This window comes from Nonomuraea sp. NPDC050227 (genome assembly GCF_044459705.1).
Taxonomy (GTDB): domain Bacteria; phylum Actinomycetota; class Actinomycetes; order Streptosporangiales; family Streptosporangiaceae; genus Nonomuraea.
Genome location: NZ_JBITJF010000009.1, coordinates 83,797 through 106,203, shown reverse-complemented (window position 1 = coordinate 106,203; position 22,407 = coordinate 83,797). Strand labels below are relative to the sequence as shown.

Annotated in this window: 19 protein-coding genes; 13 read left to right on the top strand and 6 right to left on the bottom strand. The window is 70.9% G+C overall.

The genetic code is table 11. The annotated features are described in order from the left end of the window. Positions 1–203: 203 nt before the first annotated feature. From ACIBK9_RS31805 to ACIBK9_RS31790, 4 genes are read left to right on the top strand one after another with little or no spacing between them, the layout of a single operon-like run. Positions 204–1,574: an ABC transporter substrate-binding protein gene (locus tag ACIBK9_RS31805; RefSeq protein WP_397162428.1), complete on the top strand. Its 1,371-nt coding sequence runs from the start codon at positions 204–206 to the stop codon at positions 1,572–1,574. Then, complete coding sequence (locus tag ACIBK9_RS31800) at positions 1,571–2,485, top strand: carbohydrate ABC transporter permease (RefSeq protein ID WP_397162427.1); 915 nt, start codon at positions 1,571–1,573, stop codon at positions 2,483–2,485. The genes ACIBK9_RS31805 and ACIBK9_RS31800 overlap by 4 nt, the downstream gene beginning before the upstream one ends. Next, positions 2,472–3,317, top strand: coding sequence for a carbohydrate ABC transporter permease (locus ACIBK9_RS31795; RefSeq protein WP_397162426.1), 846 nt, complete (start codon positions 2,472–2,474; stop codon positions 3,315–3,317). The genes ACIBK9_RS31800 and ACIBK9_RS31795 overlap by 14 nt, the downstream gene beginning before the upstream one ends. Positions 3,318–3,319: 2 nt before the next feature. Further along, entirely contained in the window at positions 3,320–4,465 is a 1,146-nt protein-coding gene (locus ACIBK9_RS31790) for an ROK family transcriptional regulator (protein ID WP_397162425.1), read from the top strand. Here the strand turns inward: ACIBK9_RS31790 and ACIBK9_RS31785 are convergent, their stop codons facing one another. Further along, positions 4,466–5,191: a helical backbone metal receptor gene (locus ACIBK9_RS31785; protein ID WP_352349877.1), complete on the bottom strand. Its 726-nt coding sequence runs from the start codon at positions 5,189–5,191 to the stop codon at positions 4,466–4,468. It abuts the gene before it with no gap. A 142-nt stretch (positions 5,192–5,333) separates the two neighbouring features. Between ACIBK9_RS31785 and ACIBK9_RS31780 the strand changes: the two genes are divergently transcribed. Both ACIBK9_RS31780 and ACIBK9_RS31775 read left to right on the top strand, forming a co-directional pair. Then, positions 5,334–6,140 carry an SAM-dependent methyltransferase gene (locus ACIBK9_RS31780; protein ID WP_397162424.1) on the top strand — a complete coding sequence of 269 codons (807 nt, stop codon included), beginning with the start codon at positions 5,334–5,336 and terminating at the stop codon, positions 6,138–6,140. Between the two features lie 9 nt (positions 6,141–6,149). Next, complete coding sequence (locus tag ACIBK9_RS31775; protein WP_397162423.1) at positions 6,150–7,049, top strand: TIGR03619 family F420-dependent LLM class oxidoreductase; 900 nt, start codon at positions 6,150–6,152, stop codon at positions 7,047–7,049. 18 nt (positions 7,050–7,067) lie between these two features. On the opposite strand, the gene tpx is transcribed toward ACIBK9_RS31775, so the two are convergent. Beyond that, positions 7,068–7,568, bottom strand: coding sequence for a thiol peroxidase (gene tpx / locus ACIBK9_RS31770; protein WP_352324335.1), 501 nt, complete (start codon positions 7,566–7,568; stop codon positions 7,068–7,070). Between the two features lie 140 nt (positions 7,569–7,708). After that, positions 7,709–10,915, bottom strand: a complete 3,207-nt coding sequence (gene icmF, locus ACIBK9_RS31765; RefSeq protein ID WP_397162422.1) for a fused isobutyryl-CoA mutase/GTPase IcmF — start codon at positions 10,913–10,915, stop codon at positions 7,709–7,711. Positions 10,916–11,041: 126 nt separating this feature from the next. Between icmF and ACIBK9_RS31760 the strand changes: the two genes are divergently transcribed. After that, positions 11,042–12,094 (top strand): glucose 1-dehydrogenase, encoded by a 1,053-nt coding sequence (locus tag ACIBK9_RS31760; protein WP_397162421.1) that lies wholly within the window; start codon positions 11,042–11,044, stop codon positions 12,092–12,094. A gap of 11 nt (positions 12,095–12,105) precedes the next feature. Here ACIBK9_RS31760 and ACIBK9_RS31755 read toward each other — a convergent pair whose 3' ends face one another. Further along, on the bottom strand, positions 12,106–13,086 hold the full coding sequence (locus tag ACIBK9_RS31755; protein ID WP_397162420.1) for a CHAP domain-containing protein: 981 nt from the start codon (positions 13,084–13,086) through the stop codon (positions 12,106–12,108). 115 nt (positions 13,087–13,201) lie between these two features. After that, entirely contained in the window at positions 13,202–13,972 is a 771-nt protein-coding gene (locus ACIBK9_RS31750) for a protein phosphatase 2C domain-containing protein (RefSeq protein WP_352349865.1), read from the bottom strand. Positions 13,973–14,047: 75 nt separating this feature from the next. On the opposite strand from ACIBK9_RS31750, the gene ACIBK9_RS31745 reads away from it, so the two are divergent. Both ACIBK9_RS31745 and ACIBK9_RS31740 read left to right on the top strand, forming a co-directional pair. Next, the gene (locus ACIBK9_RS31745; protein ID WP_397162419.1) at positions 14,048–15,895 is read left to right on the top strand and encodes a class I SAM-dependent DNA methyltransferase; all 1,848 of its coding nucleotides are present in this window, start codon (positions 14,048–14,050) and stop codon (positions 15,893–15,895) included. A 38-nt stretch (positions 15,896–15,933) separates the two neighbouring features. Continuing rightward, on the top strand, positions 15,934–16,830 hold the full coding sequence (locus tag ACIBK9_RS31740; RefSeq protein WP_397162418.1) for a serine/threonine-protein kinase: 897 nt from the start codon (positions 15,934–15,936) through the stop codon (positions 16,828–16,830). On the opposite strand, the gene ACIBK9_RS31735 is transcribed toward ACIBK9_RS31740, so the two are convergent. Further along, positions 16,814–17,776, bottom strand: coding sequence for an alpha/beta hydrolase-fold protein (locus tag ACIBK9_RS31735; protein WP_397162417.1), 963 nt, complete (start codon positions 17,774–17,776; stop codon positions 16,814–16,816). The genes ACIBK9_RS31740 and ACIBK9_RS31735 overlap by 17 nt on opposite strands. Before the next feature lie 190 nt (positions 17,777–17,966). Here ACIBK9_RS31735 and ACIBK9_RS31730 point away from each other — a divergent pair, with 190 nt between their 5' ends. From ACIBK9_RS31730 to ACIBK9_RS31715, 4 genes are read left to right on the top strand one after another with little or no spacing between them, the layout of a single operon-like run. Further along, complete coding sequence (locus ACIBK9_RS31730) at positions 17,967–19,262, top strand: extracellular solute-binding protein (protein WP_397162416.1); 1,296 nt, start codon at positions 17,967–17,969, stop codon at positions 19,260–19,262. Continuing rightward, complete coding sequence (locus tag ACIBK9_RS31725) at positions 19,259–20,218, top strand: carbohydrate ABC transporter permease (RefSeq protein ID WP_397162415.1); 960 nt, start codon at positions 19,259–19,261, stop codon at positions 20,216–20,218. The genes ACIBK9_RS31730 and ACIBK9_RS31725 overlap by 4 nt, the downstream gene beginning before the upstream one ends. After that, positions 20,215–21,018: a carbohydrate ABC transporter permease gene (locus ACIBK9_RS31720; protein WP_352349853.1), complete on the top strand. Its 804-nt coding sequence runs from the start codon at positions 20,215–20,217 to the stop codon at positions 21,016–21,018. Before ACIBK9_RS31725 ends, ACIBK9_RS31720 begins: the two co-directional genes overlap by 4 nt. Continuing rightward, positions 21,015–22,385 carry a GH1 family beta-glucosidase gene (locus ACIBK9_RS31715; protein ID WP_397162414.1) on the top strand — a complete coding sequence of 457 codons (1,371 nt, stop codon included), beginning with the start codon at positions 21,015–21,017 and terminating at the stop codon, positions 22,383–22,385. The genes ACIBK9_RS31720 and ACIBK9_RS31715 overlap by 4 nt, the downstream gene beginning before the upstream one ends. Positions 22,386–22,407 lie beyond the last annotated feature (22 nt).

Genomic DNA, 22,407 nt, shown 5'->3' with positions numbered 1-22,407 from the left:
AGACCAGATCGTTTCGAGGTGGGCGTCCGTGATCGGTTCTGGGGAAGATTTGCCGGAACGCCGAGCAACCTTTTACCGAAGGCCCTGGTGACGTGCGGCGGCGGCACGGCGAGAGAACGGACCGGTCTCGTTCTCGCCTACGCCAGGTGCCTGCCCCTTATCTACGGGTAAGTGCGGCATATCCCCAACCAGAGGAGCGTGCCATGCCGAACCGGGTCACCGCCGTCCTCTCCGTCGCACTGCTGGCCTCGGCCGCCCTCACGGCCTGCGGCGACGGCGGCGAGCAGCAGTCCGGCGCCAACCAGATCACCGTCTGGACCGAGGAGAACCTCGGCGACCGGATGGCCGTGCAGAACCAGATCATCGCCGAGTTCACCAGGAAGACCGGGATCAAGGTGAAGCTGGTCGGCGTCGGGGAGGACCAGTTCAGCCAGACCGTGACGGCCGCCGCCGCCGCGGACGACCTCCCCGACGTCATCGGCGCGCTGCCGCTGGCCTCCGTCCGCGAGCTGGAGGCCAACGACCTGCTGGACACCGAGACGCCGGGCCGGATCGTGGACGGGCTCGGCAGGGACTCCTTCTCGCCGCGCGCGCTCGAACTGGACTCCTCGGGCGGCAGGCTGCTGGCCGTGCCCAGCGACGGGTGGGCGCAGCTCCTGCTCTACCGCAAGGACCTGTTCGACAAGGCCGGGCTGGCGCCGCCGGACAGCTACGAGGCGCTGGAGGCGGCGGCGGCGAAGCTGAACGCGGGTGGGGTGGCGGGCATCACGCTGGCGATCGCGCCCAAGGACTCCTTCACCGCGCAGAGCTTCGAGCACGTGGCGCTGGCGAACGGCTGCCAACTGGTCGACAATTCCGGAAATGTCGCGCTCGACAGCCCACAGTGCGTGAAAGCCTTCGATTTCTACGGAAAGCTGGCGAAGAACTACTCGGTCAAGGGCAAACAGGACGTCGACTCCACCAGGGCCACGTACTTCTCCGGGAAGGCGGCCATGATGATCTGGTCGTCGTTCATCCTCGACGAGCTGGCGGGGCTGCGTAAGGACGCGCTGCCGAGCTGCGCCGAGTGCCGCGCCGACCCCGAGTGGCTGGCGAAGAACACCGGCGTGGTCACGGCGCTGAAGGGCCCCGGCGCGAGCGCGCCCGCCCAGTACGGCGAGATCGTCTCCTGGGCGGTGCTGCGCGGCGCCGCCGCCGATCCGGCCGCCAAGTTCGTCAGGTACATGATGGACGAGGGCTACGAGCGCTGGATCGGGATGGCGCCCGAGGGCAAGTTCCCCACCCGCAAGGGCTTCGCCGACAAGTGGAAGAAGCTGCCCGCGGGCGTGGACGCCAAGAAGCCGCTGTCGGAGGTCTACCCGGCCGACGTGCTCGACGCGCTGCGCCGCAGCCCCGACACCTTCGCCCGCTGGGGCATCCCGCAGGGCCAGGGCAAGCTGGTCGGCGCCACGATGGGCGAGCTGCCCGTGCCCAAGGCCCTGAGCCAGGTGGCCGACGGCTCGCTGACCCCGCAGGCCGCCGCCGTCCAGGCCAAGAAGGACGTGGAGACCATCAAGCGCGGGATCCGGCAGTGAGCGCACCCCGCACCCTGCGGCAGCGGGAAGGGCGGGCCGGGCTGGCGTTGATCTCGCCCACGCTGGTCATCACGCTGGTCGTGGTGGTGCTGCCGCTGCTGTGGGCGATCATGCTGGCCTTCCAGGACGTACGGCTGATCAACATCCGCCGGGCCGGCGTCTTCGGGCACTACACGCTGGAGAACTTCACGTACGTGATCTCCGAGCCGGGCTTCTGGGCGTCTCTGGCCAACACCCTGATCTACACGGTGGCCGGCACGGCGTTGTCGATCGCGATCGGCCTGGTGACCGCGCTCGCCCTGCGCGACCGGTTCCCCGGCCGCACCCTGGTCAGGGCCTCGATCCTGATCCCGTACGTGGCGCCGGTGGTGGCCGTGGCCTTCCTGTGGGAGACCATGCTGAACCCCCAGTACGGCATCGTGAACACCTGGCTGAAGGAGCCGATCGCCTTCCTCACCCAGGCCCAGGGCAACTTCCTGGGGCTGAAGGTGCCGGTCGCGCTGCTCACGGTGATCGCGTTCGAGGCGTGGCGGTACTTCCCGTTCGCGTTCCTGTTCATCCTGGCCCGGCTGCAGGCGCTGCCGGCCGAGCTGGAGGAGGCCGCGGTCGTGGACGGCGCCACCCCCACCCAGCGCTTCCGGCACGTGATCATGCCGCAGCTCTGGCGCATCGTGGCGCTGCTGGCGGTGCTGCGGTTCGTGTTCACCTTCACCAAGTTCGACGACGTCTACCTGCTGACCGGCGGCGGCGCCGGCACCGAGGTGGTCAGCGTGCGCGTCTACAACTTCCTGACCGCCCGCGACGACATCGGCGCCTCGGCCGCGCAGGCGATCGTGCTGGCCGTCGTCCTCGTCGTGCTGCTGGCCGTGTACCTGCGCTTCTTCTCGGGAGGCGACCGTGAGCAGGGATAGGTTCGAGCGCGCGCTGTTCGCGGCGCTGCGGCCCGTGGTCATCGTGTTCCTCTTCGCCGTCACCGGGCTGCCGTTCCTGTACATGGTGACGCTGTCCCTACGGGACATCCAGGAGCTCATCCTGGAGCCCGGCTCGGTGTGGCCGCGGCACTTCACCCTGGACACGTACGTGAACGTGCTGACCACGCAGGGGTTCCTCACGTTCATCAGGAACAGCGCGGTCGTGGCGGTCGCCTCGGTGGCCGCCACGCTGCTGATCTCGATCCCGGGCGCGTACGCCGTCGCGCGGCTGCGCTTCTTCGGCCGGCGGCAGGTGCACTTCCTGTTCCTCGCCGTCTACCTGTTCCCGGCGATCGTGCTGGCCATCCCCCTGTTCGTGCTGTTCACCATGCTGGGCCTCAGGGGATCTCTGGTCGGACTGATCCTGGTTTATATCGCGCAGACCGTGCCCGTCACGGTATACATGCTGCGCAACTACTTCGAGACCGTGCCGCAGAGCGTGGAGGAGGCGGCCGCGATCGACGGCTGCTCGCGGCTGTCGACCATCTGGCGGGTGGTGCTGCCACTGTCCAAGCCCGCGCTCATGGCAACCGGCCTCTACGCGTTCATGATCGCGTGGAACGAGTTCCTGTTCGCCCTGCTGTTCCTCGTGGAGCGGCGGGAGAGCTGGACGGTCTCCCTGGGGCTCTCTCAGCTGGCGGGGAGCATAGAGATCCCCACGACGGTGCTGATGGCAGGATCCGTGGTGCTGACGCTGCCCATCGTGATCGTGTTCTTCGCCAGTGAACGCCTGCTGACGGAGGGCCTCACGGCAGGAGCGGAGAAGGGATAGACATGCTGACGGCAGGGCAGGTCCTCCAGCTCATCCGCGATGGCTCCTGCCGTACCCGCAAAGACCTGATCGAGTTCACCGGCCTGTCCCGGTCGACCGTCACCGACCGGGTCGACCGGCTCATCGCCGCCGGCTACCTGCACGAGTCCGGCGTCGGCGCCTCGGGCGGCGGCCGGCCGCCCTCGGTGCTCGACGTCGACGCCGCCCGGCGGCTGATCCTCGTGGCCGACCTGGGCGCCACCCACGCCAGGGTGGCGCTCACCGACCTCGCCGCCCGTCCGATGGCCGAGGAACGCGCGGAGATGCGCATCGACCGCGGGCCCGAGCCCGTGCTGACGTGGGTGCGCGAGGCGTTCCAGCGCCTGCTGGACAGGGCCGGGCGGCCGGCGGGCGACGTGTGCGGCATCGGGCTCGACCTGCCCGGCTCGGTCGACCACACCGGCGGACGGGTGATCAGGTCGTTCCTGATGCCGGGCTGGGACGACCACCCGATCAGGGAGGCCGTCGGGCGCACGTACGACGTGCCCGTCCTGGTGGAGAACGACGCCAACGCGATGGCCCTCGGCGAGTGGTGGTCGTCCTGGCGGGAGACCGACTCGCTGATCCTGGTCAAGGTGTCCACCGGCATCGGCACCGGCATCGTCCTCGACGGGCGGATCTACCGGGGCGTCGAGGAGGCCGCGGGCAACATCGGGCACGTCCGCATCCGGGAGACCGACGACCGGGTGTGCACCTGCGGCTCGCGCGGCTGCGTGGCCTCCCTGGCCAGCGGGCACGCGATCGCGGCCGACCTGGGCCGGGAGACCAGCCGCGACGTCGTGCGCCTGGTGCAGGCCGGCGACCCGGCGGCGATCGCGCGCGTCCAGGAGGCGGGCCGCACGCTGGGCGTGGTGCTGGCCACCGCGGTCAGCCTGCTCAACCCCGGCGTGCTGGTGCTGGCCGGGGACATGGCCCAGACGGAGGAGCACTACCTGACCGGGATCAGGGAGATCGTCTACCGGCGGAGCCTGCCGTACACGACGCGCAACCTGGAGATCGTCACCAGCAGGCTCGGCGACCGGGCCGGGATCGTGGGCATGGCGGTGATCGTGATGGAGCACGTGCTCTCCCCCGCGGCCGTGGACGCCGCCCTGGCCGCCGTCGGCTGATCAGGCCAGCGCGCGCGGCAGGGCGGTGGCGGCCTCGGTGAGCGAGGGGCCGTACCAGGTCAGCAGGCGGCCGCTGACCAGCGCGCAGTCCAGGCCGGGGAACGCCTCGGGGCCGTCGTCCGCGCTGAAGGCGTAGGGCTCGTCGGGCAGCACGACCAGGTCGGGGCGGTTGCCGGTCAGCTCGGGCAGGGGGATCTTCGGGTAGCGGTCGGGGTGGGCGGCGTACAGGTTGTCCACGCCGAGGTGGCGCAGCACGTCCCCGGTGAAGGTGTCGCGGCCCACGACCATCCAGGGGCGGCGCCAGATCGGGACGATCGCGGTGCGGCGCGGGCCGTCCGCCGGGGCTCCCCACGCCTGGCGGGCCTCCGCCAGCCAGTCCGGGCGGTCCGTCCGGCAGGCGTGCGCGAACATGCGCTCCAGCGAGGCGAACGCCTGCTCCAGCGTCTCGATCCTGGTCACCCATACCGCCACGCCCGCCTCGCGCAGGGCCTCGACGTCGGGCGCGCGGTTCTCCTCGGCGTTGGCCAGGACGACGTCCGGGCGCAGGCGCAGGACGGCGTCGAGGTCGGGGTTCTTGGTGCCCCTGACCCGGGCCACGTCCAGGTCCGCCGGGTGCGTGCACCAGTCCGTCGCCCCGACCAGCGCCTCGGGGACGGTCGCCGCCACGGACTCGGTCAGCGACGGCACCAGCGACACGATCCGCCGGACGGTCTGGGGTACCTCCACAGGGATCCCTGTGTCATCGTGGACCACGGCACCACCTTAGGTTGCGTTTTCCTGAAATATGCGTAGCACCACTCTTATGTCGGTATAGATCCGTAGAATCCCGGTAAAGATCGTTAAAACTGTGTGATCGGGGGCTCGACGGTTGGAGCACGAGGCATCGGATTTCGATCCGAACACGCCGAACGTGGCACGGCTCTACGACTACTACCTCGGCGGCAAGGATCACTTCCCGGTCGACCGCCAGGCGGCCGAGCGCATCCTCGCGGTGGCGCCCGAGGTACGGGCGGCGGCGCGGGCCAACCGCGCCTTCCTCGGCCGCGCCGTACGCCACCTCGCCGAGTCCGGGATCAGGCAGTTCCTCGACATCGGCACGGGGCTGCCGACCCAGGGGAACGTGCACGAGGTGGCCGCCAAGGTCGCCCCGGGCTCCCGCGTCGTCTACGTCGACCGTGACCCCGTGGTGCTGGTGCACGCCAGGGCGCTGCTCACCGGCCACGGCGAGGACACCACGGTGGTCGAGGGCGACCTGCGCAACCCGGGCGACATCCTGCGCGACCCGGAGGTGCTGCGGACCATCGACTTCAGCCGGCCGGTCGCCGTGCTGCTGGTGGCGATCATGCACTTCATCGAGGAGTCCGACGACCCGGAGCGGATCCTGAAGACCCTGCGTGAGGCCATGGCGCCGGGTAGTTACCTGGTCATGTCCCACGGCACCAGCGACGCCCGTCCCGACGCGGTCAGCGCGGGCACCGAGGTCTACCGCAACGCCACCGCGCGGCTGGCGCTGCGCAGCCGGGCCAGGATCAGGGAGCTGTTCGAGGGGTTCGAGCTGGTGGAGCCCGGTCTGGTGTGGCTGCCCGAATGGCATCCCGACCAGGCGGACACGATCGACTTCATGGACCGCCCCGAGTCGTCGCTCATCGTGTGCGGCGTGGCCAGGAAGGTCTAGGACGCGCCCATGGACCTCGGCCTCGCCGTCCCGCAGTACGGCAGGTTCGCCGCGCTGGGCAGCGTGAGGCGGGTGGCCCGCGAGGCCGAGGCGATGGGGTTCGCCGGCCTGTGGGCGGGCGACCGGCTGCTGACGCCGCTGCGGCCCCAGGACCGCTATCCCGGGGGCGACGGCAGCGTGCCTGAGGCTCATCGGGTGTTCCTCGACCCGTTCGCGGTGCTGGCGGTGGCCGCGTCCGTGACCTCGTCGGTCCGGCTGGGAACCAGCGCGCTCAACGCCTGCTGGTACCCCCCGCCGGTGCTGGCCCGCTCGCTCACCACGATCGACCACCTGAGCGGCGGCCGGCTGGCGGCGGGCCTCGGCCTCGGCTGGTCCTCCGACGAGTACGCCGCCGTCGGGGTGCCATGGAAGGGGCGGGCCGAACGTTACGAGGCCACCCTCGACGCCCTGGAGGCGATCTGGGGCGCGGACCCCGTGACGTTCGAGCACGAGCTGTGGACGATCGCGCCCAGTCACATCGACCCCAAGCCGGCCCGCCGCCCGCCGCTGCTGCTGGCCGGGTTCGCCCCGGAGGCGTTGCGCCGGATCGGGCGCAGGGGCGACGGCTGGCTGACGGCCGCGCTGCCCGTGCCCGTGCTCCTGTCGATGTGGGAGACGGTCAGAAAAAGCGCCGAGCAGGCCGGACGCGACCCCGATGCCCTGCGCATGATCCTGCGCTCCAACCCCGTGATCACCCCCGACGGCGCCCCGCCGCGGAGCGGCACGGTGGCCGAGATCGCGGCGTACCTGTCGCAGGCGGCGGAGGCCGGGGTCCACGAGGTCATCCTGGACCTCCAGCACACCGCCGCCGACGACGACCACCTGCTGGAGCTGGCCGCCGACTTCCGCGAGCGTCTCGGCACGGTTTGAGCGCGGCTTGAGCGCGGGTTACTTGAGCGCGGAGAGCGCGCCCTCGTAGTCGGGCTCCTGGGTGATCTCGGGCACCAGCTCGGAGTAGACCACGTTGTCGTCGGCGTCGATCACGACGACCGCGCGCGCGGCCAGGCCGGCCAGCGGGCCCGACTCCTGGGCCACGCCGTAGTCGGCGAGGAACTCGCGCCCGCGCATGAGCGACAGCATGGTCACCTTGTCCAGGCCCTCGGCGCCGCAGAACCGGTTCTGGGCGAAGGGCAGGTCGGCCGAGACGCAGAGCACGACCGCGTCGGGGTGCTCGGACGCGACCTGGTTGAAGCGGCGCACGGAGGCCGCGCAGACGCCGGTGTCGACGCTCGGGAAGATGTTGAGCACCTTGGTCTTGCCGGCGAAGTCGGCCAGCGTGCGGTCGGACAGGTCGGTGCCGACCAGCTTGAAGGCGGGCGCGGCGTCGCCGGGCTTCGGGAAGGCGCCGCCCACGGTGATCGGGTTGCCCTTGAAAGTGACGTCGGACATGAAAGCCTCCTGATAGCGATGTTCCCCGACCAGCGATCCTAGCGGCGCGATCTCCCCCACGCCGTAGCGGCTCGGGCACGGCACAGCGGCGGCCCGGAAGCGGCGGCCGCCGCCCGCCGGGCCGTCGTCCGTCGCTGTGCCTAGACGTTGCGCCGGTACTGGCCGCCCGCCTCGAACAGGGCCTCGGTGATCTGGCCGAGCGAGCAGACCCGGGCCGCGTCCATCAGCACCGCGAACGCGTTGCCGTCGGACATCGCGACCTCGCGCAGCCGGGACAGCTCCGCAGGCGCCTGCGACCGGTTGCGCTCGTGGAAGGCGTGCAGGCGGTCGAGCTGCGACTGCTTCTCCTCCTCGGTGCCCCTGGCCAGCTCCAGCTTGTGCGGGTCGGACTGCTCGGCGCCGGGGTTGCGGAAGGTGTTGACGCCGATGATCGGCAGGGATCCGTCGTGCTTGCGCATCTCGTACAGCATCGACTCGTCCTGGATCTTGCCGCGCTGGTAGCCGGTCTCCATCGCGCCGAGCACGCCGCCCCGGTCCGACAGCCGCTCGAACTCGGCCAGCACGGCCTCCTCGACCAGGTCGGTCAGCTCGTCGATGATGAACGAGCCCTGCAGCGGGTTCTCGTTCCTGGCCAGGCCCCACTCGCGGTTGATGATGAGCTGGATCGCCATCGCCCGGCGCACCGAGTCGGCCGACGGGGTGGTGACGGCCTCGTCGAAGGCGTTGGTGTGCAGGCTGTTGCAGTTGTCGTAGATGGCGATCAGGGCCTGCAGGGTGGTGCGGATGTCGTTGAAGGACATCTCCTGGGCGTGCAGCGACCGGCCCGAGGTCTGGATGTGGTACTTGAGCTTCTGGGAGCGCTCGGCCGCGCCGTAACGCTCGCGCATGGCCACCGCCCAGATCCGGCGCGCCACCCGGCCGAGCACGCTGTACTCGGGGTCCATGCCGTTGGAGAAGAAGAACGACAGGTTCGGCGCGAAGTCGTCGATCCGCATCCCCCTGGCCAGGTACGCCTCCACGTACGTGAACCCGTTGGCCAGCGTGAACGCGAGCTGGCTGATCGGGTTGGCCCCCGCCTCGGCGATGTGGTAGCCGGAGATGGAGACCGAGTAGAAGTTCCTGACCCCGTTCTGGATGAACCATTCCTGGATGTCGGCCATCATCCGCAACGAGAACTCGGTGGAGAAGATGCAGGTGTTCTGCCCCTGGTCCTCCTTCAGGATGTCGGCCTGGACCGTGCCCCTGACCGTGGCCAGCGTACGGGCGCGCAGGTCGCGGGCCTCCTGCTCGTCGGGCTCGCGGCCCTGCTCGGCGCGGAAGCGGTCGAGGGCCTGGTCGAGCGCGGCGTTGAGGAAGAAGGCCAGGATCGTGGGCGCCGGGCCGTTGATCGTCATGGACACCGACGTGTTGGGCGCGGCCAGGTCGAACCCGTCGTAGAGCACCTTCATGTCGTCGAGCGTGGCGATGGACACGCCCGAGGTGCCGACCTTTCCGTAGATGTCGGGACGCAGGTCGGGGTCGTGGCCGTACAGGGTGACCGAGTCGAAGGCGGTGGACAGCCGGGTGGCGGGCTGGCCCTCCGACAGCAGCTTGAAGCGCCGGTTGGTGCGGAACGGGTCGCCCTCGCCGGCGAACATCCTGGTCGGGTCCTCGTCGTCGCGCTTGAACGGGAAGACCCCGGCGGTGAACGGGAACGACCCGGGCAGGTTCTCCGAGCGCAGGAAGCGCAGCAGGTCGCCGTGGTCGCTGAAGCGCGGCAGGGCCACCCGCGGGATGCGGTTGCCGGACAACGTCTCGCGCCAGAGCGGGGTGTGGATCTCCCGGTCGCGGATCTTCACGACCAGCTCGTCGCTGCGGTACGCCTCCTTGATCGCGGGCCAGCCGTCGAGCAGGCGGCGGCTCTCCTCGCTCAGCTCGCCCTCGGCCTGCTCGGCGAGCCCGGCCAGCCGGGCATCCTCGCCGTCCAGGAGCTCCCGCACGGCGGCGAGCTGCTGACGGCGGCGCGCGACCTCCGCCTGGGCCAGCGTCTCGGCGTGGTAGGTCCGGACGGAGTCGGCGATGTCGGACAGGTAGCGGGCGCGGGCGGGCGGGACGATGGCCGCGGCCGCCTTGGAGGTGCGCTCGGTCACGACGGGCAGCAGCCCCGGCCCGACGTCCTCCAGCAGCAGGCCCTTGAGGTGCTGGTAGAGGGCGGTGACGCCGGCGTCGTTGTAGCGGGCGGCGATCGTGCCGAAGACCGGCATGTCCTCGGGCGACTGACCGAACGCCTCCCGGTTGCGCACGAGCTGGCGGCGCACGTCGCGCAGGGCGTCCTCGGCGCCGCGGCGCTCGTACTTGTTGATGACGACGGCCTCGGCGAAGTCGAGCATGTCGATCTTCTCCAGCTGGGAGGCGGCGCCGAACTCGGGGGTCATGACGTAGATGGGCACGTCGACGTGCGGGACGATGCCGGCGTCGCCCTGGCCGATGCCGGGGGTCTCCACGATCACCAGGTCGTAGCCGGCCGCGCGGCACGCGGTGACCACGTCGTCGAGGCATGCGGGGACCTCGTTGGCGGCCCCGCGGGTGGCCAGCGAGCGGAAGTAGGTCTGGGGGCCCAGGCTGTTCATCCTGATGCGGTCGCCGAGCAGCGCGCCGCCGCCGCGCCGGCGGGTGGGGTCGATGGCGAGGATAGCGATGCGCAGTTTGTCGTCGTTGTCCACCCGGAACCGGCGGACCAGCTCGTCGGTGAGCGAGGACTTGCCCGAACCGCCCGTGCCGGTGATGCCGAGCACCCGCGCCGGACGCTCCTGGACGGCGACCGCCGCCTTCAGCCCCTCGGCCAGCTCGGCGGGGGCGCGGCCGGACTCCATGAAGGTGATCGCGCGGGCCAGCGCCGCCTGGTCGCCCGAGAGCACGGCCTCGACCGACGGCGGGTCGCCGAGCTCGTGGTCGCACTCCTCGATCAGCTTGTTGATCATGCCGGGCAGGCCGTACCGCTGGCCGTCCTCGGGCGAGAAGATGCGCGTGACGCCCCGCTCGTGCAGCAGCTCGATCTCCTCGGGGACGATCACGCCGCCACCGCCGCCGTACACCTTGACGTGACCCGCGCCGCGCTCGCGCAGCAGCTCGACCAGGTAGGTGAAGAACTCGACGTGGCCGCCCTGGTAGGAGCTGATGGCCACGCCCTGGACGTCCTCCTGGACGGCGGCCGTGACGATCTCGTCCACGGACCGGTTGTGGCCGAGATGGATCACCTCGGCCCCCTGCGTCTGGAGGATGCGCCGCATGATGTTGATCGCCGCGTCATGGCCGTCGAACAGCGCCGCGGCGGTCACGAAACGAACAGGGTACGCCGGAACGTGCACGCCTGATCACTCCTTTGTGAGGGGACCCTCCTGCGAAAGATACTAGGACGTCCAACTATTTCGATAGTAGGACGTCCTCGTAGCTCCTTCCGGTCTGGGTAAGGACTGCCCCAGGGGGTGACGCCGATGCGCGCGTTGACGTTCGAGCCGGGCCGACAGGGGACGCTAGAGGTGGAAGAGGTGCCCGATCCGGAGCCGGGGCCAGGGGAGCTGCTCGTGCAGGGGCTGGCGCTGGGGGTCTGCGGCACCGACAGGGAGCTGGCGGCGGCCGAGTACGGCTGGGCGCCGCCCGGCAGGAGCCGCATGGTCATCGGCCACGAGTCGCTCGGCCGGGTGCTCCAGGTGCCCGACGGGTCCGCCTTCTCCCCCGGCGACCTGGTCGTGGGCGTGGTGCGCCGGCCCGATCCCGAGCCGTGCGGGGCCTGCGCGCGGGGCGAGTTCGACATGTGCCGCAACGGCCGCTACACCGAGCGCGGCATCAAGGAGATCGACGGCTACGCCAGCGAGCAGTGGGCGGTCGAGGCCGGGTACGCCGTGCGCCTGGACCCGTCGCTGGAGAGCGTGGGCATGCTCGTCGAGCCGACGTCCGTGGTGGCCAAGGCGTGGGAGCACATCGAGCGCATCGGCTCGCGCGCCTGGTTCGAGCCGCGCACGGTGCTGGTGACCGGCGCGGGGCCGATCGGGCTGCTGGCGGCGCTGCTGGGCCGGCAGCGCGGGCTGGAGGTGCACGTCCTGGACCGGGAGGCGGGCGGGGCCAAGCCCGCGCTGGTGGCCGACCTGGGGGCGACGTACCACGTGGGCTCCGGCCTGGACGCCTTCACCGACGACAAACCGGACATCATCATCGAGGGCACGGGCGTGGGGCAGCTCGTCATGGAGGCGCTGACCTGCACGTCCGCGGCCGGGATCGTCTGCCTGGCCGGGCTCGGCGCGGGCGGGCGCACCCACCGGCTGGACGTCAGCGAGATCAACCGGGACATCGTCCTGGAGAACGACGCGATCTTCGGCACCGTCAACGCCAACCTCCGCCACTTCAGGGACGCCGCGACCGCCCTGGCCCAGGCGGACCGGAGCTGGCTCGAACGCCTGGTCACCCGGCGCGTCCCCCTCAGCCAGGCGAAGGACGCCTTCAGCCACGAGCCGGGCGACGTCAAGGTGGTCCTCGACCTGACCTCCTGATCCTCGCGGCCTCAGCTCTTCGGGGTGTAGGGCCTGCGGCGGTTGGCGGGCACATGGCCCGCGCCCGTCCTGCCGTCGCGCGGGGCGGGCACCTCGGGCGCCGCCGCCCGGACGGCGCGGGACCGGAGCGCGGCGGAGGAGGACGGTCCGGCCTGCGCGGGAGGGCCGGCGGGGGCGGCGCCCACGCGGATCCCGCCGGCCTCGCGCGGCGGCGGCGCGGGGGTCAGCACGGTCACGCGCGGCGCCCAATCCTCGTCGTCCCTCGTCCGGCCGGCGCCGCGGCCCTCTGGCGCGTTCCAGAACCGCAGCCAGCCGAAGCGGCGGTGGACGCCACGACGGCGGCCGGTCACCCGTAAGGAGAGCACGACGGTCACCAGCACCATCGCGACCAGCAACGCGGGCGGCGTGCCCAGGACGTCGAGCGGCGAGGACCGGCCCGCGTCCGTGCGCGGCGCGGGCACGAACGGCCGCTCGGTCGACCGGATCTCGGTCGCCTGGTCGGCCGCGGCCTTGACCACCCGGGGAAGGCCGTAGCCGACGACCTTGTCGGTGTCCCTGACCTTGCGCTTGAGCCAGACGCGGTCGACGTTGGCCTCGATGGTGTGGATCTTCTTGCCCTCGACCCGTTCCACGATCCCGACGTGGTCGACGCCCTTGTAGCTCTTCCCGCCGCCCCAGTCGAAGAAGACCAGCGCGCCGGGCTCGGGCCGCTGCGCCCAGGCCTTCTGCTTGATGAACCAGGCGGCGTGGGACGGCGTCCAGGCGAACTGCCCGACGTACGGGCCGAGGCCGGTCTTGTCGGCCGCCCAGGCGATGAACATGTCGCACCAGGGCGCGTTGCGGTATTGGGTGTCCTGGACGCGATCCGCGTACCACTGGCCGAATTTGGTGCTCTGGCCGCTCTTCTCCTTGTAACCGAGTTCCTGCCGTACCTGCTTCAGCAGCGCGTCCGCGATCGGGTCCAGGGTGACTCCTCCCCGAAAAACCGACAAATCACGATGGACTGTAGTAGCGCCATCGCGAAATTGCTCGAATCATTCAGAAAGTGTCTATTTATGGGCCCAAATTTCGGCATTGGGACGCATGTGACGGGTGGTGCGTCCCTCGTCAGGCTCCGGCGCCCACGCGGTAGACGCTCACCTCGCCCGCGCCCGGCGCCACCACGTCGGCCACGATCACGGTGACGTTGTCCGGCGAGCCGCCCTCGTTCGCCAGGTCGATGAGCCGCTGGACGGCCGCCGCCGGGTCTGCCACCGTGGTCAGCACCTCGTGCAGGACCTCGGGCCCGAGCACGGTGGTGAGCCCGTCGGAGCAGAGGAGGTAACGATCGTCAGGCTCGGCCTCGCGCAGCGCCATGTCCGGTTCGGCCCTGCCCTCGCTGCCCAGGACGCGCAGCACCATGGACCGCCGGGGGTGCACGGCGGCTTGATCCTCCGTTATCCGCCCTTCGTCCACCATCGACTGCACAAGTGTGTGATCCTTGGTCATCTGATAGAGCGCACCATCACGAAGCAGGTATCCGCGGGAGTCACCCAGATGAGCAAGGGCGAACCGGTAGCCGTCCCACAGCATGGCGGTCACCGTGGTCCCCATCCCCCGGCGGGCGGGGTCGATGTCGGCCAGTTCGACCAGCCTGCGGGCCGCCTCGTGCACGGCGCCCTCCAGGGCCGCCTCCAGGTCCGAGCCGGTCTCGGGAAGCGTGGCATCCAGCTCGCGCATGACGGCGATCGCCGCCGAGCTCGCCAGCTCGCCCGCCGCGTGCCCGCCCATGCCGTCGGCAACCACGAGCAACCGGCCACTCGCATAGCCGGAATCCTCGTTCTGCTCCCTGCGACGGCCCACGTCTGATCCGGCGGCATAGCGGATGTTGTGCTTCATACCCAGCAGTAAATCATTGGTTGAAAGACTTCACAAGCAGATGCGCTGAAGACTCTTGTGAACTACTGTGGCCTCATGAGCCACGACCCGACCGTGAACGCCGGGGACATCGCCCGGCTCGCCGGTGTCGGGCGTGCCGCGGTGAGCAACTGGCGCCGCCGCCACGACGACTTCCCCCAGCCGATCGGCGGAACCGCGAACCAGCCGCTGTTCTCGCTGCGGCAGGTCGAGTCCTGGCTGCGCCGCTATGGGAAGTCCTACCAGGTCTCGCTGGGAGATCGGGTGTGGCAACGCCTGAAAGCCGCCGGCGATCTGCGGCTGGGCCATCTGGTCGCCCAGGCTGGAACGTTGCTGACCAGCGGGAAGAGCGAGCTGGAGCCCGAGCTGGCCGGGCTCGTGTCGGAGCTGGCCGAGCGCCACGGCGCGCTGACGGCCTACGAGTTCCTCTGCGAGCGATACCTGGAGGCCCACTCCCGTCAGCTCTCGGTCACCCGCCACGACGTGGCCGAGCTGATGCTGCGGCTGGTCCGCGCCGAGGGCGCCACCGTCCTCGACCCGGCCTGCGGGGTCGGCACCCTGCTCCTGCCGCCGGCCGCCGCGCTTCCCGCCGCGCTGCCCGGCGGGGCGGAACGGTCCGGAGCCGTTCCCAGCGACCCCGCGCCCGCCGCGGGCGACGACCCGCCGCCGGGCCGGCCCGCCCGGGTGCTCGGGCAGGAGCTCAGCGAGACCTCGGCCGCCATCACCGCCGCCCGCCTGCGGCTGCGCGGCATCGAGGCCGACATCGTGGCCGGCGACTCCATGCGGCTCGACGGCTTCCCCGAGCTCAAGGCCGATGCCGTGGTGTGCGATCCGCCGTTCAACGAGCGGGCCTGGGGTTACGAGGAGCTGACCGGCGACCCGCGCTGGGAGCACGGCCTGCCGCCGCGCGGCGAGCCCGAGCTGGCCTGGGTCCAGCACTGCCTCACCCACGTCCGGCCCGGCGGCCTGGTCGCCGTGCTCATGCCGCCGGCCGCCGCGAGCCGCAAGGCGGGCCGCCGGATCAGGGCCAACCTGCTGCGCGCCGGAGCCCTGCGCGCGGTGGTGGCGCTGCCCGGCTCCGACCTGTGGCTGCTGCGCCGGCCGAGGGCGGGCGAGCGGCCGCCGTCGGAGGTGCTCATCCTCGACGCGACGGCCGACCTGGCGCCGGTCGAGCCCGCCTGGCTGGCCTACCTCGACGACCGCTCCGACCAGACCGTGCGCATCATCGACCTGCTGGCCGACGAGGTCGACATGACCCCGGCCCGCCACCAGCGCCGCGACGACGTCGGCCGGGCCTTCGCGCAGGCCCGCGACCGGTTCCTGGCCGCCGCGGCCGTCCCGCCCGACCTGAAGGTGCTCGACCAGCCGCTCGACCAGCCGTCCACGACGCTGGGCGACCTGATCAAGGAGGGCCTGGTGAGCACGTCCCAGGCGCCGCCCAAGATGGCCGCCGACGGGGGCGACGTGGCCGTGCTCACGGCCGACGACGTGCTGAGCGGCGGCGCGCCCTCCGGCCTGACCACCATGCAGCCCGGCCTGATCGTGATCCGTCCGGGCGACGTGGTGGCCTCCTACTCCGGGGTGCGGGTGATCGCCGAGGGCGGCGCGGTGCTCGGTCCCCACCTGACCCTCTACCGGGTCGACGCCCGCCGGCTCGACCCCGACTTCCTGGCCGGCTTCCTGCGGGCCGCGGGCGGCCGGGTGACCACCGGGTCCAGCAGGTTCGACGTGCGCCGCACCCGCGTGCCGCGGTTGTCGCTGAAGGAGCAGAAGGCGTACGGGGAGGCGTTCAGGCAACTGGCCGTGCTGGAGGACGCGCTGCGCGAGACCTCGACCCTCGGCCGCACGCTGATCAGGCTCGGCCTCGACGGGCTGGCCGACGGCCATCTGCACCCGCAGTCCTGACGGTGTAGTTTTTCCCGAAAGGCTGCGTGGAGGGGCGAATGGTCATCGGCGACCGCTATGAGCTCGACGACCTCCCCCTCGGGCAGGGCGGGATGGGCGCGGTCTACGCGGGGCACGACCGCCACCTCGACCGCAGGGTGGCGGTGAAGCTGCTCAGGCTGCCCAGCGGCCCCGACCACGAGCTGGAACGCCGCTTCATCCGCGAGGCGCGCATCCTGGCCAGGCTGGAGCATCCGGGCGCGCCCGTGCTCTACGACTTCGGCACCCACGAGCAGCGGCTCTACCAGGTGATGCAGTTCATCGAGGGCGTCACCGTGGCCGACGTGGTCAGCGAGCACGGCCCGCTGCCGGTGCCGTGGGCGGCGGCCATCGCGGCCCAGGCGTGCGCGGTGTTGTCGGCGGCCCACGCCCTGGCGATCTGCCACCGCGACCTCAAGCCGACCAACCTCATGCTCTGCCCCGACGGCAGCGTCAAGGTGCTCGACTTCGGGCTGGCGCTGCTGCGGGACGCCGACGTCACCACGTTCACCCGCATCGGCCAGATCCTCGGCACGCCGGCGTACATGGCCCCCGAGCAGATCCAGCACGGCGTGGCCGAGCCGCGCAGCGACCTGTACTCGCTCGGCTGCGTCCTGCACGAGATGCTGACCGGGCGGCAGCTGTTCACCGGGCCGACCGACTATGTGGTGTTCGAGCAGCAGGTCAAGGAGCGCCCGCCGGCCATCCCCGGGCTTCCCGACGAGCTGGGCGCGCTGCTGGCCGAGCTGCTGGCGAAGCAGCCGGAGAACCGTCCGGCCGACGCCGACGAGCTGTACGAGCGGCTGGCCCCCTTCGCCGTCGAGCTGCCGATGCTCCCCGGCTTCCTGACCGAGGCGCCGAGCCCCGGCCGCATGTACGCCCGCATGGTGGGCCGCGTGCTCAGCCGCCGGTCGTAGCGCCCCGGAGCCCGGCGAAGGCGGCGATCAGGGCGTCCCCCAGGTGGTCGCGCCAGCAGTAGCGGTCGTGGCCGCCGTCGAACTCCCGGTAGTCCGCCGCCGCGCCGAGGACGGCCCGCAGCCGCTCGGTCGGGCCGTGCATGTCGTCGTCCTCCAGGCTGCCGAGTTGGAGGTGCACGCGTGGCACCGGGCCCCTGGCCAGCTCGCCCGTCAGCCATTCGGGCTCGGGGCCGTCCGGCCACCAGAACGAGCCCGACTGCGACACCGCCGCCGCGAACCTGCCGGGATGCCGGTGGGCGGCGTAGACGGCGGTGAGCCCGCCGAGGCTCTGACCGGCGATCACGGTGAAGCCGTCGTGGGGCAGGGCGTCCACGAAGCCGGGGTCGCAGGTGAGCCGGGCCGTGCGCTCGGGACCCGACTCGACCAGCCAGGCCCGCACCGGCGGGATGCGGCCGGCCGCGATGAGGTTGTCGAGGATGACGGGCAGGTCCTCGGTCCACTCCTCGCCGTCGAGCGCGACCAGCGAGCCGACCGGCGGGAGCGCGGGCTCGTACCGGAACCCGGCGGGCTCGCGGACGAGCCGGTGGCGGCGCCGGCCGGGGACCAGCCACGGCGAGGACGGGGTCGTCTCGGCGATCGAGAAGCCCCGCCACAGGCGGGGGTTGAGCGGGTCGGCGACCTGTGCGCCGTCCACCTGGAGGCGGTAGGAGGCGCGCCAGCCGCGCCGCACGCGGAAGGTGCGGCTCCACAGGCCCGGCCCGCGCTCCAGCAGGGCGTCGGCGCCGTCGGGACGCAGCCTGCCGGCCAGGACGCGCACCTCGCGGGCGGGGCCGTGCCACAGGAACGTGACCGTGTCGTGCTCGTCGTCGAGCCGGGTGACGACGGGCGTGACGGTCGCGCCGGGGCGCGGACCCGGCAGGGTGTCGGGCGGAAGGTCGCTCGTCAAGGCGGGCCGCTCCTCAGTCCGGTCGGGGACGTTGCAGCACCCTACCCCACTCGCCCTCGACCGGCTCTGAACGCGCTCTCTTGGTAACGCCGATCGTTATGCGGACTCCGTTGACAGGGCGGCGTGACGGCCGCGAATCTGGCGAGAGAGCGCTCTCTCACATCCCCCGTTCTCCCCCAGGAGGGTTTCCATGACCCCTCGTGTCCGGCGGCTCGCCCTGCCCGTGCTCACCGCGTCCCTGCTCGCGCTGGCGACGGCCTGCGGTGGCGGCGGCGGCAGCCCCACCGCCGAGGCGAGCGCCAAGCCCGGCGAGAAGATCAAGCTGTCCATCGGCCTCTTCGGCGACTTCGGCTTCAAGCCGCTCTACGAGGAGTACAAGAAGACCCACCCGAACATCGAGATCACCGAGGCCGTCACCCAGTTCAACGACCACCACAACAACCTGGTCAAGCGCCTGGCCACGAACGCCGGCGCGGGTGACGTCGAGGCCGTCGAGGTGGGCTACATCAGCACGTTCACCTCCCAGCCCGGCAAGTTCGTCGATCTCAAGCAGTACGGGCTGGACAAGCGCCAGGGCGACTACCTCGACTGGAAGTGGCAGCAGGGCCTCAGCAAGGACGGGCAGCAGCTCCTCGGCCTCGGCACCGACGTCGGCGGCCTGGCCATGTGTTACCGCAAGGACCTGTTCAAGAAGGCCGGGCTGCCGAGCGACCGGGCCGCGGTGAGCGCTCTCTGGCCGACCTGGGAGCAGTACATCGAGACCGGCAAGAAGTTCGGCGCCGCGAACGTCGCCGGCGCCAAGTTCGTCGACTCCCCCGGCGAGATCTTCCGCGCCATGGTCAACCAGGCCCCGGTCGGCCTGTACGACGCCCAGGACCAGATCATCGTGGCCAGCAACCCCGACGTGAAGAAGGCGTGGGACCTGTCCAACCAGCTCACCCAGGAGGGCCTGACCGCCAAGCTGGCCGCCTTCACCCCGCCGTGGAACACCGGCTTCGCCAAGGGCTCGTTCGCCACGATCATCTGCCCGGCCTGGATGACCGGGTTCATCCAGGAACAGGCCAAGGACGCCTCCGGCAAGTGGGACATCGCGACCGTGCCGGGCGGTTCGGGCAACAGCGGCGGCTCGCACCTGATGGTGCCCAAGCAGAGCAAGCACCCGAAGGAGGCGGCCGAGCTGATCGACTTCCTGACCTCCAAGGAGAACCAGGCCAAGGTGTTCAAGGAGGAGGGCACGTTCCCGTCGATCCCGTCGCTGTACGACGACCCCTCGATCCAGAACTTCACCAAGCCGTTCTTCGGCGACGCCCCCATCGGCAAGATCTACTCCGACGCCGCCAAGGCGCTCAAGCCGCAGCACCTCGGCCCCAAGGAGGCCGACGTCCGGGTGGCGATCGGGAACGGGCTGGGCCGGGTCGAGCAGGGCAAGCAGACGCCCGACGAGGCGTGGGCACAGGTCCTCCAGGACGTCCAGAAGATCAAATGAGTACGCTCCCGCTGTCGGCGCCGGCCCGGCACCGGCGGCGTGGCGTGCGGCACACCCTCGACGTGAGGGTGTCGCCGTACGCCTACGTCGCCCCCTTCTTCCTGCTCTTCTGCGCCTTCGGGCTGTTCCCGCTGATCTACACGGCCTGGGTGAGCCTGCACGACTGGACCCTGCTGTCGGAGGAGCACACGTTCGTCGGCGCGAAGAACTTCCAGACGCTGCTGGCCGACGGCTACTTCTGGAACGCCACCTTCAACACGCTGTCCATCGGCGTGCTGTCCACCGTGCCGCAGCTGCTGCTGGCCATCTGGCTGGCCCACCTGCTGAACCGGCGGCTGCGCTTCCAGACGTTGCTGCGCATCTCGATGCTGCTGCCCAACGTCACCAGCGTGGTGGCCGTGGTGGTGATCTTCAGCCAGCTCTTCGGCCGCGACTTCGGGCTGATCAACTGGGTGCTGTCGTGGGTCGGCATCGGGAAGATCGACTGGGCGGCCGGCACCGCGACCTCGCACATCGCGCTCTCCGTGATGATCATGTGGCGCTGGACCGGCTACAACGCGCTCATCTTCCTGGCCGCCATGCAGGCCGTACCGCGCGAGCTGTACGAGGCCGCCACCCTCGACGGCGCGAGCAGCTTCACCCAGCTGCGCAGGATCACCATCCCGATGATCCGGCCCACGATCATCTTCGTCGTCATCGTCTCCACGATCGGCGCGATGCAGATCATCGCCGAGCCCCTGCTGTTCGGCCAGAGCAGCGGCGCGGGCGGCGGCGCGGCCAGCGGCGGCCCGGACCGCCAGTACCAGACGCTCGCGCTGTTCGTCTACGAGCAGGGTTTCACCAAGTTCGACTTCGGGTACGCCTCGGCGGCGTCCTGGCTGATGTTCCTGGTCGTGGTGGTCGCCGCCGGGATCAACTTCCTGATCAGCCGCCGGGTGAAGGGCGGCACGACATGAGACTGCGCTACCTGACCCTCATCGCGGTCGCCTTCTTCTCCGCCTTCCCGCTCTACTACAGCGTCGTGGTGGCCTCGCGGCACAACTCGGCGCTGGCCGAGGTCCCGCCGCCGCTGCTGCCCGGCGGGAACTTCCTGGCCAACGTCGCCCGCGTGTTCGACACCGTGCCCTTCGGGCTGGCGCTGCTGAACTCGGTCATCGTGGCGGGCTCGATCGCGGTCGCGGTGATGTTCTTCTCGACGCTGGCCGGGTTCGCCTTCGCCAAGCTGAGGTTCCGGGGCAGGAACGCCATGCTGGTGATCACGGTGGCCACCATGATGGTCCCGGCCCAGCTCGGCATCATCCCGCTCTACCTGCTCATGGTGAAACTGGAGTGGACCGGCACGGACTACGCGCTGATCGTGCCGGCGCTGGTCAACGCGTTCGGGGTGTTCTTCATGACCCAGTACCTGACCCGGGCGCTGCCGGACGAGCTGCTGGAGGCCGGGCGGGTGGACGGGTGCACGACGTGGGGCCTGTTCTGGCACGTCGTGCTGCCCGCCGCGCGGCCGGCGGCGGCCGTGCTCGGCATGCTGACGTTCATGTCGGCCTGGAACGACTACTTCTGGCCGCTGGTCGTGCTGAACCCGGACAACCCGACCGTCCAGGTGGCCCTGTCCACGCTGGCCAGCGGTTACGTCAACGACTACGTGCTGGGCCTGGCGGGCACGGCGGTCGGCGTCCTGCCGCTCGTGGCGGTCTTCGCCCTGTTCGGCAGGCAAATCATCGGTGGAATCATGCAAGGAGCTGTTAAGGGATGAAGTTTCCCGAGGAATTCGTCTGGGGAGCCGCCACGGCCTCCTACCAGATCGAGGGGGCGGTCAAGGAGGACGGGCGCGGCCGCTCGATCTGGGACACCTTCTCCCACACCCCCGGGAAGGTCGCCGACGGCGACACCGGTGACGTGGCCTGCGACCACTATCACCGCTACAAGGACGACGTCGCGCTGATGCGCGAGCTGCGGCTGCGGGCCTACCGGTTCTCGGTGGCGTGGCCGCGCGTGCAGCCGGAGGGGACGGGGCCGATCAACCCGCGCGGCCTCGCCTTCTACGACAAGCTCGTAGATGAACTACTGGCCGCCGAAATTTCGCCCTATGTCACGCTTTATCACTGGGATCTTCCCCAAGCCCTCGAAGACCACGGCGGGTGGACGAACCGCGACACGGCCTACCGTTTCGCCGACTACGCCCAGGCCGTGCACGACCGGCTCGGCGACCGGGTGACCCACTGGACGACGCTCAACGAGCCCTGGGTGTCGGCCTTCCTCGGCTACGGCAACGGCGTGCACGCGCCCGGCCGCCGCGACCCGGGCCAGGCCATGCGCGCGGCCCACCACCTGCTGCTCGGCCACGGCCTGGCGGCGCGCCGGCTGCGGGCGGCGGGGGCGCGCAGCATCATGCTCGTGGTCAACTCCGCGCCGGTGCTCACCCCGGCCCAGGTCAACGATCCCACGGCGGTCGCCGGCGAGGCGGACGCGGCCGCCGCCGAACGCGTCCACGCCCTGCTGACCAGGCAGTTCCTCGACCCCGCGGTGCACGGCAGGTACCCGGAGGAGGTCCTGGCGGCGGCGGCGCGCAACGGCGGGACCGCGCACGTGCACGACGGCGACCTGGAGCTGATCAACGCGCCGATCGACCTGGTCGGCGTCAACTACTACAACCCGTGCGTGGTCGAGTCGGGCCCGGGGCTGCCCGCCGACGCCGCCTGGCCGGGCTCCGACGGCGTGCGCTTCACCACGGCGGACGCCCCGGTCACCGCGATGGGCTGGCCGATCGTGCCCGACGGCCTGTCCCGGCTGCTCATCCGGCTCTCGAAGGACTATCCGCAGGTCGGGCTCATGGTCACCGAGAACGGCGCGGCCTTCGACGACCTGGTCGAGGACGGCCGGGTGCACGACGACGAGCGCGTGGCGTACCTGGACGGGCATCTGCGCGAGCTGCACCGGGCCGTCGAGGCGGGCGCCGACCTGCGCGGTTACCTGGTGTGGTCGTTGCTGGACAACTTCGAGTGGGCCGAGGGCTACCGGCGCCGGTTCGGCATCGTGCACGTGGACTACGCGACGCAGAGCCGGGTGCCCAAGGACAGCGCCCTGTGGTACCGCGACGTGATCAGCAGGAACGGCCTGTAGATTTTTTCCGTGCTCTCCCTCT

Bases quoted from the DNA above. Each gene is read 5' to 3' on its own strand.
- tpx (WP_352324335.1), bottom strand. From the start codon at position 7,568: ATGTCCGACGTCACTTTCAAGGGCAACCCGATCACCGTGGGCGGCGCC.
- ACIBK9_RS31760 (WP_397162421.1), top strand. From the start codon at position 11,042: ATGCGCGCGTTGACGTTCGAGCCGGGCCGACAGGGGACGCTAGAGGTG.
- ACIBK9_RS31775 (WP_397162423.1), top strand. From the start codon at position 6,150: ATGGACCTCGGCCTCGCCGTCCCGCAGTACGGCAGGTTCGCCGCGCTG.
- ACIBK9_RS31725 (WP_397162415.1), top strand. From the start codon at position 19,259: ATGAGTACGCTCCCGCTGTCGGCGCCGGCCCGGCACCGGCGGCGTGGC.
- ACIBK9_RS31745 (WP_397162419.1), top strand. From the start codon at position 14,048: ATGAGCCACGACCCGACCGTGAACGCCGGGGACATCGCCCGGCTCGCC.
- ACIBK9_RS31750 (WP_352349865.1), bottom strand. From the start codon at position 13,972: ATGAAGCACAACATCCGCTATGCCGCCGGATCAGACGTGGGCCGTCGC.
- ACIBK9_RS31805 (WP_397162428.1), top strand. From the start codon at position 204: ATGCCGAACCGGGTCACCGCCGTCCTCTCCGTCGCACTGCTGGCCTCG.
- ACIBK9_RS31790 (WP_397162425.1), top strand. From the start codon at position 3,320: ATGCTGACGGCAGGGCAGGTCCTCCAGCTCATCCGCGATGGCTCCTGC.
- ACIBK9_RS31730 (WP_397162416.1), top strand. From the start codon at position 17,967: ATGACCCCTCGTGTCCGGCGGCTCGCCCTGCCCGTGCTCACCGCGTCC.
- ACIBK9_RS31740 (WP_397162418.1), top strand. From the start codon at position 15,934: ATGGTCATCGGCGACCGCTATGAGCTCGACGACCTCCCCCTCGGGCAG.
- ACIBK9_RS31720 (WP_352349853.1), top strand. From the start codon at position 20,215: ATGAGACTGCGCTACCTGACCCTCATCGCGGTCGCCTTCTTCTCCGCC.
- ACIBK9_RS31715 (WP_397162414.1), top strand. From the start codon at position 21,015: ATGAAGTTTCCCGAGGAATTCGTCTGGGGAGCCGCCACGGCCTCCTAC.